The 15,999-nt window shown below is 71.9% G+C and carries 17 protein-coding genes; 13 read left to right on the top strand and 4 right to left on the bottom strand.

Going from position 1 to position 15,999, the window contains the following annotated elements; translation table 11 throughout:
• Nucleotides 1-433, bottom strand: a 433-nt coding sequence (locus MPTA5024_RS43130) for a hypothetical protein (protein WP_442922128.1), incomplete at its 3' end; no start/stop codon positions are given.
• Between the two features lie 857 nt (nt 434-1,290).
• Here MPTA5024_RS43130 and MPTA5024_RS38210 point away from each other — a divergent pair.
• The 3 genes from MPTA5024_RS38210 to MPTA5024_RS38200 all read left to right on the top strand — a co-directional run bounded on the left by MPTA5024_RS38210 (nt 1,291) and on the right by MPTA5024_RS38200 (nt 4,171).
• Nucleotides 1,291-2,466, top strand: coding sequence for an alginate lyase family protein (locus MPTA5024_RS38210; RefSeq protein WP_036333404.1), 1,176 nt, complete (start codon nt 1,291-1,293; stop codon nt 2,464-2,466).
• Between the two features lie 133 nt (nt 2,467-2,599).
• On the top strand, nt 2,600-2,944 hold the full coding sequence (locus MPTA5024_RS38205; RefSeq protein WP_036333402.1) for a YciI family protein: 345 nt from the start codon (nt 2,600-2,602) through the stop codon (nt 2,942-2,944).
• Between the two features lie 9 nt (nt 2,945-2,953).
• Nucleotides 2,954-4,171: an RNA polymerase sigma factor gene (locus MPTA5024_RS38200; RefSeq protein WP_036333400.1), complete on the top strand. Its 1,218-nt coding sequence runs from the start codon at nt 2,954-2,956 to the stop codon at nt 4,169-4,171.
• 40 nt (nt 4,172-4,211) lie between these two features.
• Here the strand turns inward: MPTA5024_RS38200 and MPTA5024_RS38195 are convergent, their stop codons facing one another.
• Nucleotides 4,212-5,126 carry a DUF72 domain-containing protein gene (locus MPTA5024_RS38195; RefSeq protein WP_051459182.1) on the bottom strand — a complete coding sequence of 305 codons (915 nt, stop codon included), beginning with the start codon at nt 5,124-5,126 and terminating at the stop codon, nt 4,212-4,214.
• An 82-nt stretch (nt 5,127-5,208) separates the two neighbouring features.
• On the opposite strand from MPTA5024_RS38195, the gene MPTA5024_RS38190 reads away from it, so the two are divergent.
• Genes MPTA5024_RS38190 through MPTA5024_RS38175 form a run of 4 tightly spaced genes read left to right on the top strand, consistent with a single transcriptional unit; the run spans nt 5,209 to nt 7,882 of the window.
• The gene (locus tag MPTA5024_RS38190; protein WP_036333398.1) at nt 5,209-5,670 is read left to right on the top strand and encodes a MarR family winged helix-turn-helix transcriptional regulator; all 462 of its coding nucleotides are present in this window, start codon (nt 5,209-5,211) and stop codon (nt 5,668-5,670) included.
• A complete protein-coding gene (locus MPTA5024_RS38185) occupies nt 5,667-6,473 on the top strand; it encodes an ABC transporter ATP-binding protein (protein ID WP_036333396.1) in 807 nt (268 codons plus the stop codon). Before MPTA5024_RS38190 ends, MPTA5024_RS38185 begins: the two co-directional genes overlap by 4 nt.
• Entirely contained in the window at nt 6,433-7,257 is an 825-nt protein-coding gene (locus tag MPTA5024_RS38180) for an ABC transporter permease (RefSeq protein WP_036333394.1), read from the top strand. The genes MPTA5024_RS38185 and MPTA5024_RS38180 overlap by 41 nt, the downstream gene beginning before the upstream one ends.
• A gap of 52 nt (nt 7,258-7,309) precedes the next feature.
• Entirely contained in the window at nt 7,310-7,882 is a 573-nt protein-coding gene (locus MPTA5024_RS38175; RefSeq protein WP_036333391.1) for a TetR/AcrR family transcriptional regulator, read from the top strand.
• A gap of 22 nt (nt 7,883-7,904) precedes the next feature.
• Here MPTA5024_RS38175 and MPTA5024_RS38170 read toward each other — a convergent pair whose 3' ends face one another.
• Nucleotides 7,905-8,687 carry an ArsR/SmtB family transcription factor gene (locus MPTA5024_RS38170; protein ID WP_036333389.1) on the bottom strand — a complete coding sequence of 261 codons (783 nt, stop codon included), beginning with the start codon at nt 8,685-8,687 and terminating at the stop codon, nt 7,905-7,907.
• A gap of 216 nt (nt 8,688-8,903) precedes the next feature.
• Between MPTA5024_RS38170 and MPTA5024_RS38165 the strand changes: the two genes are divergently transcribed.
• Nucleotides 8,904-10,160, top strand: coding sequence for an extracellular catalytic domain type 1 short-chain-length polyhydroxyalkanoate depolymerase (locus tag MPTA5024_RS38165; protein ID WP_036333387.1), 1,257 nt, complete (start codon nt 8,904-8,906; stop codon nt 10,158-10,160).
• 453 nt (nt 10,161-10,613) lie between these two features.
• Here MPTA5024_RS38165 and MPTA5024_RS38160 read toward each other — a convergent pair whose 3' ends face one another.
• Nucleotides 10,614-11,057 carry a hypothetical protein gene (locus MPTA5024_RS38160; protein WP_036333385.1) on the bottom strand — a complete coding sequence of 148 codons (444 nt, stop codon included), beginning with the start codon at nt 11,055-11,057 and terminating at the stop codon, nt 10,614-10,616.
• Between the two features lie 530 nt (nt 11,058-11,587).
• On the opposite strand from MPTA5024_RS38160, the gene MPTA5024_RS38155 reads away from it, so the two are divergent.
• From MPTA5024_RS38155 to MPTA5024_RS38135, 5 genes are all read left to right on the top strand, one after another.
• Nucleotides 11,588-11,905 carry a hypothetical protein gene (locus tag MPTA5024_RS38155; RefSeq protein ID WP_157099948.1) on the top strand — a complete coding sequence of 106 codons (318 nt, stop codon included), beginning with the start codon at nt 11,588-11,590 and terminating at the stop codon, nt 11,903-11,905.
• A gap of 184 nt (nt 11,906-12,089) precedes the next feature.
• The gene (locus MPTA5024_RS38150) at nt 12,090-12,416 is read left to right on the top strand and encodes a hypothetical protein (RefSeq protein WP_036333381.1); all 327 of its coding nucleotides are present in this window, start codon (nt 12,090-12,092) and stop codon (nt 12,414-12,416) included.
• Nucleotides 12,417-12,682: 266 nt separating this feature from the next.
• On the top strand, nt 12,683-13,171 hold the full coding sequence (locus MPTA5024_RS38145; protein WP_036333379.1) for a MarR family winged helix-turn-helix transcriptional regulator: 489 nt from the start codon (nt 12,683-12,685) through the stop codon (nt 13,169-13,171).
• Nucleotides 13,172-13,306: 135 nt separating this feature from the next.
• Nucleotides 13,307-14,140 (top strand): alpha/beta fold hydrolase, encoded by an 834-nt coding sequence (locus MPTA5024_RS38140; protein ID WP_036333377.1) that lies wholly within the window; start codon nt 13,307-13,309, stop codon nt 14,138-14,140.
• A 95-nt stretch (nt 14,141-14,235) separates the two neighbouring features.
• Nucleotides 14,236-15,978, top strand: coding sequence for an MFS transporter (locus MPTA5024_RS38135; protein ID WP_051459181.1), 1,743 nt, complete (start codon nt 14,236-14,238; stop codon nt 15,976-15,978).
• Nucleotides 15,979-15,999 lie beyond the last annotated feature (21 nt).

The following is a 15,999-nucleotide window of genomic DNA, read 5'->3' as shown; positions in this document are numbered from 1 at the left end:
CGGCGCCGTCGTCCACGCTCTGCCCGCACGGCGAGGCGACCAGCGTGCCCGCGCACGGCGAGACGGCGCCGGCCGTCTGGGCGAGCGGCCCGGCGACGCCGGTGTTCCCGGCGGGCACGCACTGGCGCGAGCAGCCCCCGAGCGCCGAGCCCAGGCCGAGGCCGAGGTCGAGGCCCAGGTCGAGCCCCAGGCCCAGGCTCGGAGCCGGCACCGCCACCAGGGGACCGGGGTCGGTCGCCTCGCGGCCGGTCGCCGGCGTGCCCTCGGCGGTCGCGGCGGGGGACGGCGGGGCGGCCACGGGCGGCGGGGTGGCGACGACCGTCCGGGTGGCGGAGACGGTCGGCGTGACCGTCACCGTCGGGGTCGCCACGGGACGCGGCCGGCTCACCCCGTCGTGCTCCGGCACGTGGACGACGCCGGGCGTGTGGTGCACGACCGGACCGTTCCCCGTGGTGCCGCCGGAGGTCCCCCGCGGCCCCGACGGACCGCCCTGGTTGCCCCCGTTCGTCGAGTGCTGCGGCGAGGAGCCCCCGATCGCAGCGGGCTGAGCGGGGCGCCCCCCCTCGGGGCGGCCGGGCCCGGCGTGCTCGTTCGGGCGGTGGTGCCTGACCCGGTGCTGCCCCGGCCGGCAGCGCGGGTTGTCCGGGTGGTGGCGGCAGGACCGGTGCGGGCGGGAGGTTGCCGGAACGATGGGGACGCCGTCGCGCATCGGCGCCACGCCGACTCCCGACGGCGGGGCCGCGGCGCTCGCGGGCAGCGGGACCGACAGCGCGGCCACCGCGAGCGTCAGGGCGGCCGCGCCTTTCGCCAGCCGTCCACCGAGCGGATCGAATCTCGTTCCAATTGCAGGAGGAATCAAATTCCATCCCCTAACAGATGCGTAGAATTCGGGCCATCACCCATACGGTGATGCGTGCCGAGAATACCGGCCGGTTCGACATAGCCCCTGGCAGTAGATTTATGGAACGGTAAACGAAGGTACAGGGATGGAAAAGCGATAAACCAGGGAGCCCGCGAACCACGGCATTCCGAACCCGCGGCCCCGAATGCGTTCACGACGCTTTTTCGGCGCGCACTGCGCGCATTTCGCGAATGAACGGCGCCTCGCATTTCCCCCGGGGCGGGCGCCCGGACCCGCCGGGCTGAATGTTAGGAAAGTTTCCTAAAAGTCTTGACGGGCGGCGTGCGGATGCCCTGGGATGAGCGGTCAAGGCGGCCCCCCTCCCCCGGCGCATCCGTCGGGGGTCACCCCCTCCTCGCCGCCACAGAGCCGAAACAGGAGCACCCCCCATGCGCCGTTCCGCCCTCTCCATAGGCGCGGCCGCGCTCGTCGCGGCCCTCTCCGTCACCGCGTCGCCGGCCGCCCCGGCGGCCGCCGCCCCGGCCGCGTTCACCCATCCGGGAGTGCTCGTCGGCCGGGCCCAGCTCGACTTCGTCCGGAGCAAGGTCAACGCGGGCGCCCAGCCGTGGAAGGCCGCCTACGACCAGATGATGGCCAGCTCCCTCGCCTCGCTGTCGCGCACGCCCAAGCCGCGGGCCGTGGTCGAGTGCGGCAGCTACTCCAACCCCAACTACGGATGCACCGACGAGCGGCAGGACGCGCTGGCCGCCTACACGCTCGCCCTGGCCTGGTACGTCACCCGCGACAGCCGGTACGCCACCAAGGCCATCCAGATCATGGACGCCTGGTCGGCCGTGATCACCGACCACACAAACAGCAACGCCCCGCTGCAGACCGGGTGGGCCGGGTCGGTCTGGCCGCGGGCCGCCGAGATCATCCGCTACACCTACTCCAGCTGGCCGAACGTCAACCGGTTCGCCACAATGCTGCGCACCGTGTACCTGCCGAAGGTGATCAACGGCTCGAACAGCAACGGCAACTGGGAGCTCAGCATGATGGAGGCCGCCGTCGGCATCTCCGTCTTCCTGGAGGACCGGACGAGCTACGACAAGGCCATCGCGAAGTTCCGCGCCCGGGTGCCGGCCTACATCTACATCGCCTCCGACGGCGCGCTCCCGAAGACGACGCCCGGCAGCGGGCTCGACACCCGGGACAAGATCGTGAAGTACTGGCAGGGGCAGACGACGTTCGTCGACGGCCTCACCCAGGAGACGTGCCGGGACTTCACCCACACCGGGTACGGCATCTCGGCCATCTCCCATGTCGCGGAGACCACCCGCATCCAGGGCCAGGACCTCTACCCGGAGGTCTCGGAACGGCTCCGCCAGGCGCTCGGGTTCCAGTCCAAGTACCAGCTCGGGACGGCCGTGCCGTCCTGGCTGTGCGGCGGCTCGCTCACGCTCGGCCTGGGCCCGGTCACCGAGGTGGGCTTCAACGCGCTGCACAACCGCATGGGGATCGCGATGACCAATACCCAGAAGCTCACCGAGCAGCAGCGCCCCGCAGGGACCAACCTGCTGTTCACGGCCTGGGAGACGCTCACCCACGCGAACAACCCCGGCTGACGGGCCGCTCTTCCTGTCGTACGCGAGGTCGCGGGAAATCGGTCGGCCTAGAGTGTCCAGAACGGGCGAGGGCCGTTCGTCCATCTGGAGAAGGCGGGCGACGGAGACCCGCCCGGGCACGCAAGGAGCACCGATGCCGACCTATATCGCTTTCACCTACACGCCCGACGTCGACTGGACGCGCCCCGAGTACGGCCAGGAGATGAAGGAGTACCAGGAGTTCGGCGAGGCGGCCGAGGCCGTCATCAGGGGCGGCCACGCCCTCTACCCCACGGCCACCGCCACCACCGTCCGCGTCCAGGGCGGCAAGGGCGGCGACGTCATCACCAGCGACGGCCCGTACGCCGAGACGAAGGAGGCGCTCACCGGCTACTACGTCCTGGAGTGCGCCGACCTCGACGAGGCCGTGGCGGTCGCGGCGAAGATCCCGGCGGCCTGGAACGGGGTCGTCGAGGTCCGCCCGGTCATCCAGTTCTGACGCGCGGAGATGCCCGGGGCCGGTGACGCGGTGGCGCGGCTGGTGCGCGAGGAGGGCACCCGCGTGCTCGCCACGCTGGTCCGCGTCACCGGCGGCATCGACCTGGCCCAGGACGCGGTGCAGGACGCCGTCGTGCGGGCGCTGGAGACGTGGCCGCGCGACGGCGTGCCGGACAACCCGCGCGCCTGGCTCGTGGTCACGGCGAAGAACCGGGCCGTCGACCTGATCAGGCGGGAGAACCGGCGGGCGGGCAAGGAGGCGGAGGCGATGACCTGGATCGACCCCGCCCCCGAGCCGCCCGAGGTCGTCCGCGACGACCTGCTCCGGCTCGTCTTCACCTGCTGCCATCCGGCGCTCAACCTGGAGGCGCAGGTCGCGCTCGCCCTGCGCACGCTCGGCGGGCTGTCCACGGCCGAGGTCGCCCGGGCGCTCCTGGTGCCCGAGGCGACCATGGCCAAGCGGCTCACCCGGGCCAAGCAGAAGATCGCGCAGGCGCGGATCCCGTACCGGGTGCCCGCCGCCGAGGAGCTGCCCGCCCGGCTGTCCGGCGTCGCGGCCACCGTCTACCTCATCTTCAACGAGGGGTACGCGGCGGGCGCGGGCGCCGACCTGGTCAGGGTCGCGCTGACGCGGGAGGCCGTCCGCCTGGCCCGGCTGCTGGCCGAGCTGATGCCGGACGAGCCGACCGTGCTCGGCCTGCTCGCGCTGATGCTGCTGCACGACTCCCGGCGCGAGGCCCGCCTCGACGGGGAGGGACGGCCGGTGCTGCTGGCCGACCAGGACCGGGAGCGGTGGAACCCGGAGGCGATCAAGGAGGGGGTCGGGCTCGCGGGAGCGGCCCTGCGGCGCAGCCCCGGGCGGCCCGACCCCTACGCCGTCCAGGCCGCCATCGCCGCCTGCCACGCGCTCGCCCCGTCCTACGCCGAAACCGCGTGGGACGCGATCGTGTCCTGGTACGACGTGCTGCTCACGGTGCAGGACACCCCGGTCGTCCGGCTCAACCGCGCGGTCGCCGTGGGCGAGCGCGACGGCCCGGCGGCCGGCCTCGCCCTCGTGGACGAGATCGCCGGGCTCGACGCCTACCCCTGGTGGCACGCCACCCGCGCGGAGCTGCTGCACCGCCTCGGCCGGGCGGAGGAGGCCCGCGCCGCCTACGGACGGGCGCTCGACGCGGGCATGAGCGAGCCGCAGGCCCGGCACCTGCGCGGACGGCTCGGCGAGCTCTGACCGCCCCCGCGCGCCACTCCGGCTCGGCCATCAGCCGGGCTCATCCGGAGGCGGGAGCGGGGCGGACGGCGCAGTCCCGCATCGCGGCGAGGATGCCCGCGAGCTGGCGGGCGTTCGTCTGCGCGTGGTCGCGGTAACAGTTGTTCATCAGCACGTGCGTGGTGGACGCCTCCCGGCCGAGCTCGCACAGCCGGGGCGCCCACTCCTCCAGCTCCTCGGGCGAGTAGAGGTAGCCGAAGCGCTCGTGGATGTCGTGGCTCGTCCACTTGTCGCTGCGCCCGTGGAACCGGACGATCTCCAGGTCAGCCGTGGCCGCCACGACCGGCGGGATCGAGCACGGGTGGCCCTGCGGCATGTCGACGCACACGTACGGGATGGCGTACGAGCGGAGGAAGTCGAGCGTCTCGGCCCGGTTCTCCTCGGTCATCCAGGTGCGGTTGCGGAACTCCACCGAGATCGGCAGCGGACCGCACCGGCGCCCGCACTCCAGGATGTAGCGCTTGGCGCGCCCGCCGATCGGGAACCAGCGGGGGAACTGGAACAGCACGGCGCCGAACCTGCCCGCCTCCCGCAGCGGCAGCAGCGCCGAGACGAATCGCTCCCACACCCGCTCCACCAGGGCCGGGTCGAGGTCCTGGACGTACAGGTTCCCTTCGCCCTCCCCCAGTGACGCGCGCAGGTCGGCGGGGAGCGCGCGCGGGCGGGTCGGATGGCCGGTGAGCAGCGAGAACGCCTTGACGTCGAAGACGAATCCCGGCGGCGTCCGCTCGGCCCACAGGCGGGCCGTCCCCTCGGCGGGCAGGGCGTAGTAGGTGGCGTCGACCTCCACGACGGGGAAGCGGCCGGCGTAGTAGCGCAGCCGCTCCTCGGGCGTGGTGACGTCGGGCGGGTACCAGCCCGACCGCAGCAGCGTCCGGTCCGTCCACGACGCCGTCCCGACGAGGATCTCCCCCACTCCCTCACGGTAGGCGGGACGCCCGCGCGGGCCGCGGGGACCCCCGGGTCAAATACCTCTCAATAGGAGCTATATTGGTCCCATGAGTGCCGCCCCTGCTCAGGCCACGGCCGAGGAGCTGATGACCGTCCTCACGGGGATACGGCGGGTCACCCGCCGCCGGTTGCGCGAGCAGCTGCCCGGCCCCCGGCTGCGCGGCGCGCACGTGGAGCTGCTCCAGATCGTCGCGGCCGAGCCGGGGATCGGCGTCGCCGCCGCCGCCCGCGGGCTCCACCTGGCCGGCAACTCGGTGAGCACGCTGGTGAACCAGCTGGCCGACGCCGGGCTGCTGCGCCGGGAGGTCGACCCCGCGGACCGCCGGGCGGCCCGGCTCTTCGTCACCGACGCCGCGGTCGCGCGGATGGCCCGGTGGCGGGAGTCACGCCGGATGCTCGTCGGCGACGCCCTCGACCGGCTGCCCCCGGGGGAGCTCGCCGCCATCGGCGCCGCGCTCCCCGCCCTGCGGCACCTGCTTTCCGAATTGGCCGAGGAGGAGGACCAGTGACCCCCGCCGTACGGTGCACGGGACTGCGGCACGCCTTCGGCGCGACCGTCGCGGTCGACGGGCTCGATTTGCTGATCGAACCCGGCGAGGTGTTCGGCCTGCTCGGGCCGAACGGCGCCGGCAAGACCACCACCATCAGGATGATCACCACGCTGCTGCCCGCCCCGCCGGACACGATCGAGGTGCTGGGCCGGGACGTCGGCCGCGACAGGACGGCCGTGCGCCGCCTGATCGGGTACGTCCCCCAGCAGCTGTCGGCCGACGGCACGCTGACGGGCAGGGAGAACGTCGCGCTGTTCGCCCGGCTCTACGACCTGCCCCGTCGCGCGCGGGCCGAGCAGGTGGCCGCCGCCCTCGACGCCGTGAGCCTCGCCGACGTGGCCGACCGGCAGGCGAAGACCTACTCCGGGGGCATGCTGCGCCGGCTGGAGCTCGCCCAGGCCCTGGTCAGCGCCCCGCGGCTGCTGATCCTCGACGAGCCGACGGTGGGCCTCGACCCGGTGGCCCGCGAGGGCGTGTGGGACCGGATCGAGGCCGTCCGGGCCGAGACGGGCATGACCGTGCTCGTCACGACCCACGCGATGCAGGAGGCCGACGAGCACTGCGAGCGCGTCGCGCTCATGCACCGCGGCCGGGTCAGGGCCGTCGGCTCCCCCGCCGCGCTGAAGGGCGCGCTCGGCCCCGGCGCCACGCTCGACGACGTGTTCCGCCACCACACGGGGGACGCGCTCGCCCCCGAGACAGAGAACGGAGGGATCCGCGATGTCCGCGCCGCCCGTCGCACCGCCCGCCGCGTCGGCTGAGGCCGGGTCGCCCGGCCTGGTCCGCACGGCGCTCTCGCGCACCGGCACGATGTGCCTGGTGGAGCTGCAGAAGCTGCGCCACGACCGCACCGAGCTGGTCACCCGGGCGATCCAGCCGGCCCTGTGGCTGCTCGTGTTCGGCCAGGTCTTCACCCGGATCCGGGCGATCCCCACGGGCTCGACGCCCTACCTGGACTTCCTCGCCCCCGGCATCCTCGCGCAGTCGGCGCTGTTCATCGCCATCTTCTACGGCATCCAGATCATCTGGGAGCGGGACGCCGGGGTGCTGGCCAAGCTGCTGGTCACGCCGACGCCCCGGGTCGCGCTGGTCGGGGCCAAGGCGTTCGCCGCCGGGGTCCGGGCGCTGGCGCAGGCCGTCGTCGTGCTCCTGCTCGCGCTGGTGCTCGGCGTGCACATCACGGCCAACCCGCTGAAGCTGCTCGGCGTGGCCCTCGCCCTCGTGCTGGGCTCGGTGTTCTTCTGCTGCCTGTCGATCACGATCGCCGGGCTCGTGCTGTCGCGCGACCGTCTGATGGGCATCGGCCAGGCGATCACCATGCCGTTGTTCTTCGCGTCCAACGCGCTCTACCCGGTGCAGCTCATGCCCGGCTGGCTGCAGGTCGTCAACCACGTCAACCCGTTGAGCTACGAGGTCGAGGCGCTGCGGGGGCTGCTGGCCGGCACCGACGCCCGGCTCGCGCTCGACTTCGGGGTGCTGCTCGTCACGGCCGCCGCGATGATCGCGATCGCCTCCGCGCTGCTCCCCCGCCTCGCCCGCGGCTGACCGGACGTACGGCGGTTTGACGTCGGGCGAGACGACCGGACATATTGATCGCATGGCCAGGGTCGGCATGCGCAAGGAGATCGTCGAGGCCGCGTTCGAGCAGTTCCACGCCCGGGGCTACAACGCCGCCGGCGTGAAGGACATCACCGACGCGGCCGGCGTCCCCAAGGGGTCGTTCTACAACCACTTCCCCAGCAAGGAGGCGCTCGCCGTCGTGGCGCTCGACCGCTACGGCGAGACCGTGCGCATGCGGGACCTGACCGACCGGAGCGTCGAACCGCTGGCCCGGCTGCGCGCCCACTTCGAGTTCCTCCGCGACGAGACCGTACGGCACGGCTTCGCCCGGGGCTGCATGCTCGGCAACTTCAGCGCCGAGATCGCCGACCACAGCGAGACGCTGCGGACGGCCGTGCGGGAGGGGTTCGCGCAGTGGTCGGCCCTGATCACCGGGGTTCTCGACGAGGCTCGCAGGGCCGGAGACCTGCGGCCCGGCCTCGACCCCGAGGCGACGGCCGTCTTCGTGCTCAGCGCATGGGAGGGGACGCTCGTCAGGGCGCGCGCCGAACGCTCCGGCGAGGCCTTCGACGCGTTCTTCTCACTGGTCTTCGGGACGCTCCTGGCCTGACGGCGGCCCACCCAGCGGCCTCTTAAGGGAGGGGGTCCCCGGTCTCCAGCAGCGACTTCAGGCTCGACAGCACGGCGGGCCAGCCCTGGCCCACCATCCCCCGGATCTCGCCGCCCGGCTCGAAGCCGCCGTGGACCACGGTCAGCCGGACCGCCTCCCCCGCGGGCTCGATCTCGAACGTGACGGTCGAGCGCCGCTCGCCCCGCAGCCGCGCGGCCGTCTCCTCGTCCAGCCCCACGGCCGCGGCGAACTCCGGGGTGAGCGTGTGCCAGGTGTACGACAACCGGCGGCCGGGCTCGGCCGCGACGACCACCTGCTCGGGGTCGGCGACGGTGACGCCGTCCTTCTCCCAGGTCATGGGCGACCCGGGCCGCCAGTCGGAGGTGAAGCCGATCCCCCAGTAGCGCCGGGTGAAGGCCGGGTCGACGAGCGCCTGCCACAGCCGCTCCGGCGTCGTCTTGATGTAGATCGTGTAGACGAACTCCGGGTCGCCCATGGGCTCCAGCTCCAATGCGGTCTTCAGGTCGGCGAGCGCGCCCGCCCGCTCGCGGTCGTACCGGCTCATCCACCGGTCGGCGATGGCGTTGATGGGCACGGGGTTCAGGTAGTGGAGCTTCTCCCGGCCCCGCCAGACCGTGGTCACGAGGTTGGCGGCCTCCAGCACGGCCAGGTGCTTGCTGACCGACTGCCGGGCCATGTCGAGCCCGGCGCACAGTTCCCGCAGGCTCTGGCCGTTGCGGGCGTTCAGGCTGTCGAGCAGGCGGCGGCGGCTGGCGTCGGCCAGCGCCTTGAACACCTCGTCCATCGTCCGCCGTTCCTCATATGCAGCCGTCCGGCTGCCTGAACGATAGCGGCCGCGACCGGGGGCCTGTCAACCCCGCGGAGCCGCCCGTCGGCCACGCCTCCTCGACAGGGCCATGACAGGCGGGCGAAGAGTGTGTTTCGCGGACATGTCGGGAGGATCACCGACGACCTAGCGTGCGCGGTAAGGACCGTGATCCAGGTCACAAGGAGCACCCCCATGGTCACACCCCTCTCCGCGCGGCCGTCCCGGACCGCCCGCGCCCTCCTGGCCGTCCTCCTCGCGCTGTCCGGGCTCGCCGCGGCCGCCCTGACCACGACTCCCGCCCAGGCGGCGTCGCTGGTGCAGGTCTCCTCGTTCGGGTCCAACCCCGGCAACCTGTCCATGTACGCCTACCGCCCCGACGGCCTGCCGAGCGGCCGGCCCCTGGTGGTGCTCCTGCACGGCTGCACCCAGGACGCGAGCGGCTACTTCGCCAACTCGGGCTGGCGCAAGTACGCCGACCAGTGGAACTTCGCCCTGGTGCTGCCGCAGACCAGCAGCGCCAACAACTCCTCCAGCTGCTTCAACTGGTTCCAGACCGGCGACACCAGCCGGGGCCAGGGCGAGGCGGCCTCGGTCCGGGCCATGGTGGCCTACGCCGTCTCCCAGTACGGCACCGATCCCGCGCGGGTCTACGTCAGCGGCCTGTCGGCGGGCGGCGCCATGTCGGCCGTCATGCTCGCGGCGTACCCGGACGTCTTCGCGGCCGGCTCCATCGGGGCGGGCCTCGCGTACCGGTGCGCGAGCAGCCTCACGGAGGCGTCCGGCTGCCAGTACAGCGCCACGAACAAGACCCCGCAGCAGTGGGGCGACCTCGTACGGGCCGCCTACCCCGGCTACTCCGGGCCGTACCCGCGTGTCGCGATCTGGCAGGGCCAGTCGGACTACACCGTCACCCCGGCCAACGGAACCCAGCTGCGCGACCAGTGGACCAACGTCCGCGGAGTGTCGCAGACCCCCACGTCCACCCAGTCGCTCACCGGCGGCACGACGCTGAAGGTGTACGGCGCCGACGACGTGCGCCTGTACGAGATCGCCGGGATGGGCCACGGGCTGCCCGTCGACCCCGGGAGCGCCGCCGACCAGTGCGGCGCCACGGCGGCCTACTTCCTCGACACGATCTGCTCGGCCTACCACGACGCCCGCTTCTTCGGCCTGGACGGCGGCGGATCCACGCCCACCCCCACCCCCACACCGACCCCGACGCCGACGCCGACGGCCAGCCCGACGCCCACGCCCACGCCCACGCCGACGGGGACGTGCGTGCGGGCCAGCAACTACGCCCACACCACGGCCGGACGGGCCCACCAGTCGGGCGGCTACACCTACGCCAACGGCTCGAACGACGCCATGGGGCTGTGGAACACCTTCACCGTCCACGCCCTGCGGCAGACCGGACCCGACTACTGGGTCCTCGCCGACTCCGCCTGTTGAGTCCGGGACCGGGCATGAAGGAGAGCGGCTGCGAGCCCCGTCGCAGCCGCTCTCGTCGCGGCACTCCAGTCGCGCCGCTCATGCCCAGGTGCAGGGCGCGAGCTGGCCGGGCGGGCGTCGGAAACCCGCCCACGCCGCGAACATCCCGGAAACACCCCCCTAAAGCGTCTCCGGGTCTTCGTGCATCCCCGCGGGCTACGCTCCCGCGGGGATGGTGCGGTGCCGTCGCCACCGCGGTTCCGGGGGCCTCACACCCTGAACCGCGGCGGCGACGTCGCCGGCCGGCGACCCCGTGTGCGGTCGGGACCGCCGAGCGGCGCCACCCTGACCTGGTCACTCGGGCCGGGGCCGTTGACCGGCACCCCCTTGGCCGGGGCCGTCCTCAGCCCTATCCGGACCTCCGGCCAGGGAGGCCGAACCAGCGCGACCGGGGAGGCCGGTGCGCTGGTCGCATCAGTAGCCCGGCATCGCGAACCAGCGGCCGTTCAGGACGTACACCGCGTCGCTCAGGCCCAGGCCGGGCATGGTGCTCGGAGCGCGGTCGCACCAGTCGCCGGGGAGGTCGTAGACGCGGCCGCGCGCGACGTAGACCGGACGGGTCAGGTCCGGGCCGCAGGACGCCGAGACGTAGACGCCCCCGTGGACCACGTACTGGCAGTCCGGCAGCACGTAGGTCGTGCCCTTCACGATGTACTCGTGGATGTACTTGCGGACGATCTTGATCTTGGGGCGCCTGTGCCGCACGACGTGCTTCTTCGTCTTGGTGACGTGCACCGTGACCGTGACCGAGCGCGGGGTCGATGTGGTGTCGTTGGCGCTCGCCGGCGCCTGTGACAGCGCGACCGACGAGACCGCGGCGGAGGCGGCCAGCACGCCGGTGACCAGAGCTTTCTTCATCGTCAAGAGACGATTCCTTTCACGAGGTCGGCGGAAGACGCGACGCGCTTCCGTGCTGCCGGGACCGGATGCGCGCGACGACGGCGGATGAAGGCCGTCGTACGCGGAGCGCGCACCCGGATCGGGATCGCCTCCCCCTGAGGAGCGGCGGCGCGAAATCCCGATCGAGGATGCCTGTCAGGAGAATCCGCGTCATCAGAATTCGCTGACAGCCATGAACTGTAATGCGGAGGGAAAGCGTGCGCAGGCGATTCAGAAAGATTCCCCAAACGCTTCCCCACCTGCGCGGTCGCGCCCCGACCCATCTTGTTGACAGAACGAACCTATGCTTCGTCGGGGATTCCGGCCCTGTCAGCAAGATCTAGCGGGCATGATGGGGGCGATCACGGAGAGAAAAACCCCGAGGAGCTGACAACCGAATGGCCCCCCGCCGCGTGACAGCCGATTCGCCCCCCACTCCCTTGAACGACTGCATCCGGGAGCACCTCGAAGACCAGGGGATCAGCATCCGGACGCTCGCCCTGCGATCCATGAGTGAGAGCACGGGCCAGCGCCTGACCGCCCAATGGATCACCGACGTGCTCAGCGGCCGGGTCCCCCGCATGCCGGACATGTGGCGGCTGGAGGCGCTGGCCGCGGGGCTCGGCATGGACGCCGACAGCCTGAAGGGGCTGGCCATCACGCAGTGGATCGGCTGGGAGATCGTCGACGTCCCGGCCGGCGTGGGCGAGCGGTTGATCTTCCGTGCCCCCAGAGGCTACACAGCGGAACAATGCACACAACTCGCCGATGAGCTAATTAAAGTGATTGGTTCCGCACATACATCCACCCAAAGGGATGAAGCCTAATTTTACGGATACACCAGTGCACGAACCAGGCGGATGCGCAAAACTTTTCTGGCACTCGGGGAGCCGCTGTTTGAAACAATCGGATATATTCGTGCAGAAGGGATACGGTGGATGATCCGTGTCATCACCGACGCAACCCTCAGTGGAGATCCGCCGGACTCCCCTGTTGCGCAGCTGTCCTGGTGTGATCAGCCGCACGTTTCCGGAACACCGCATCATCGCGTACGTCGATGAGGCGCAGTTCGCCCCGGAGCTCACGAAGCCCCTGAACGATGTGGCGATCGACGTCCTCGGGCTCCTGCAGCCCGTGGACGAGCCCCGTCCGGTGCCGGCGCTGCGCGTCCGGATCCGCCGGACGGGGGACCTGGCCGGGGGGCTGGTGGTGGCCGAGTTCGGCCGGGAGGACGTCACCGTCGGGGTCGACAAGACCCTGATCACGGAGGATCTCGCCGATTTCCTCAGCGAGGCGGGGACCGCGACCACCCGCGACTTCATCCGGCGGGCACGGTAGGCGCCGGCCGGCTGCGGTGGGACGGCCGGACGGTGTTTTGGACCGTTCCCGATCCCGGTTCGGACAATGCCGGGCGGGCCCGCGGCGCCGAGGCGTCGGGGGCGCCGGAATCGCGGTCCCGCCGGCCCCGGCCGGCTCGTTCCCGGCCGGAGGCGGCGCCTCCGCGCGGCCCGCCCGGGCGTCCTCACGAGCCCTGCCGGAGATTACTCGCGTGCGATTTGACCGTGCACACGCTGCTCGCGCACAAGAGGAGCTACGCTCGGCGGATGAGCGGCAGCGACCTCGACCGGCGGAGTCTGTCGGCGATCCTCGACGACCAGATGTGCTTCGCCCTCTACGCGGCCTCCCGCGCCGTGACCGGCCTCTACCGGCCGATCCTGGAGGAACTGGGCCTGACGTACCCGCAGTATCTCGTGCTGCTGGTGCTGTGGCGCCGCGACGCGGCCGGGGCCTCCGTCAAGGACCTCGGCGCCGCGCTCCAGCTCGACTACGGCACGCTGACGCCGCTGCTCAAGCGGCTGGAGGCGAACGGCCTGCTGCGCAGGGAGCGCCGGGCCGACGACGAGCGCGCGGTGCAGATCACCCTGACCGAGCGGGGATCCGCCCTGCGGGAGCGCACGAGGGGCCTGCCGGCGACGGTCGGGGACGCCATGGGCCTCGACCCGGACGAGTTCGCCCGGACCCTCGCCACCCTCCGCCGGATCATCGCGAACGTCACCGCGTACACGCGCGGCGGCGCGGAGCCTGCCGTCTGACCTACCCGTTCTCGGGGCGACGACGTTCCTTGCGATCACTTTACTTGTGCACAATGTAATCGTGCGCTAGGTTTTTCCGGAACATGCGGGCACCCCCGAGACCGTCCCCCGCCCACGTGAGCGAAGGAGATCGTCGTGGCGTACATCACCGTCGGGCAGGAGAACAGCACCGACATCGAGATCTACTACGAGGACCACGGTACGGGGCAGCCGGTCGTCCTCATCCACGGGTACCCTCTGGACGGGCACTCCTGGGAGAGGCAGATCCCGGCCCTGCTCGACGCCGGCTACCGCGTCATCGCCTACGACCGCCGCGGGTTCGGCCGGTCGAGCCAGCCCACCACGGGCTACGACTACGACACCTTCGCCGCCGACCTGAACACGCTGCTCACGACCCTGGACCTGCGCGACGTCGTGCTCGTCGGGTTCTCCATGGGCACCGGCGAGGTCGCCCGGTACATCGGGACGTACGGCTCGGAGCGGGTGGCCAAGGCGGCCTTCCTCGCCTCGCTCGAGCCCTTCCTGCGCAAGACCGACGACAACCCCGGCGGCGTGGACCAGGCCGTGTTCGACGGCATCCTGGAGGCGGTGACCGCGGACCGCTACGCGTACTTCACCGACTTCTACGCGAACTTCTACAACACCGACGAGAACCTGGGCAGCCGGCTGAGCGAGGAGGCCCTGCGCGCGAGCTGGAACGTGGCCGCCGGCGCGTCCTTCTACGCCTCCGCGGCCAGCGTGCCGACCTGGACGACCGACTTCCGCGGGGACATCCCGAAGATCGACGTGCCGACGCTGATCCTGCACGGCACGGCGGACCGGATCCTGCCGATCGACGCCACGGGCCGCCCGTTCCACCGGCTGCTGCCCTCGGCCGAGTACGTGGAGATCGACGGCGCCCCGCACGGGCTGCTGTGGACCCACGCCGCGGAGGTGACCGAGGCCCTGCTGGCCTTCCTGGCCAAGTAGCCGCCCGCACGTCACACGCCTGCGCCCGTCCTCCCGGCCCCGGTAGTTAGTTACCCAAAGCAAGTACTATCGTCGTGTCCCGGGAGGACACGGGCATGGCTGACGCGACGGGATCGACGACGGCGACGGCGGGGCGGGACCGGAGGGCGGGCCGGTTCGACCGGGACCACCCCCGCTACCGATGGGTGGCGCTCTCGAACACCACGCTGGGAATGCTGCTGGCGACCGTCAACTCGTCGATCGTCATCATCTCGCTCCCGGCGATCTTCCGGGGCATCGGGCTCGATCCCCTGCGGCCGGCCAACGTCGGGTACCTGCTGTGGATGATCATGGGCTTCCTGCTCGTCTCGGCCGTCCTCGTGGTCCCGGCCGGGCGGCTCGGGGACATGTTCGGCCGGGTGCGGATCTACAACAGCGGCTTCGTCATATTCACGGCCGGTTCGATCGGCCTGTCGCTCGACCCGCTGAGCGGCGGCCCGGGCGCCCTGTGGCTGATCGGCTGGCGGGTGGTGCAGGGTGTGGGCGGCGCCATGCTGTTCGCCAACTCGACCGCGATCCTGACCGACGCCTTCCCGTTGCGGCAGCGCGGCACGGCGCTCGGGGTCAACCAGGTGGCCGCCATCGCGGGCTCGTTCCTCGGCCTGCTCATCGGCGGCCTGCTGTCGGAGTGGCACTGGCGGGCCGTCTTCCTCGTCAGCGTGCCGATCGGGCTGGCCGGCACCGTCTGGTCGTACGCCTCGCTGAACGAGCTGGGCGAGCGCAGGCGCGGGCGGCTCGACTGGCCGGGCAACGTCACCTTCGCGCTGGGGCTCGGGGTGCTGCTGGCCGCCATCACCTACGGCATCCAGCCGTACGGCGGGCACGCGACCGGGTGGACGAACCCGTGGGTGCTGGCGGGGCTGACCGGCGGCGTCGCGCTGCTGGCGGCTTTCTGCGTGATCGAGGCCAGGGTCGCCGAGCCGATGTTCCACCTGAACCTGTTCCGGATCCCGCAGTTCTCGGCCGGGAGCCTCGCCGTGCTGCTGTCGGCCATGGGCCGGGGCGGCCTGCAGTTCATGCTGATCATCTGGCTGCAGGGCATCTGGCTCCCGCTGCACGGCTTCGCGTTCGAGGACACCCCGTTGTGGGCGGGGATCTACATGCTGCCGCTGACCGTGGGCTTCCTGGCCGCCGGGCCCGTGTCCGGATACCTGTCCGACCGGTACGGCCAGCGGCTGTTCGCCTCCGGCGGGCTCCTCATCACGGCCGCCACCTTCCTGGGCCTGCTGGCCCTGCCGGTCGACTTCCCGTACTGGGCGTTCGCGCTGCTGCTGGCGGTCAACGGCGTCGGGTCGGGCGTCTTCTCCTCCCCGAACACCTCGCGGGTGATGAGCAGCGTCCCGGCCCACCAGCGGGGCGCGGCGGCCGGGATGCGCGGCACCTTCCAGAACTCGGGGCAGGCCCTGTCGATCGGCATCTTCTTCTCGCTGCTGATCGTCGGCCTGGCGACGAGCCTTCCCGGCGTGCTCACCTCCAGCCTGGAGCGGGCGGGCGTGCCCGCCGCGGCCGCGCAGGCCGTGGGCCACCTGCCGCCGGTCGGCAGCGTGTTCGCCGCGTTCCTCGGGTACAACCCCGTGCGGACGCTGCTGCCGCCGGACGTCCTGCACGCCCTGCCCCCCGCCGCGCAGGACCGCCTCACGGGGAACGCGTTCTTCCCCACCATGATCTCCGGTCCCGTGCACCAGGGGCTGGTCGTCGTCTTCTCGGCGGCGGCGGTCATGATGATCGTGGGCGCGGCGGCCTCGATGTTCGACGGCCGGCTTTCGCGGGCCGCCGCGTCGAAAGGCCCTCCCGCGTGACACGGAAGGGCCTTTCCGGTA

The organism is Microbispora sp. ATCC PTA-5024, assembly GCF_000511135.2.
In the GTDB taxonomy this organism is placed as follows: domain Bacteria; phylum Actinomycetota; class Actinomycetes; order Streptosporangiales; family Streptosporangiaceae; genus Microbispora; species Microbispora corallina.
Note: the sequence above shows the minus strand (reverse complement) of the source record. Positions and strands in the feature narration are given on the sequence as shown.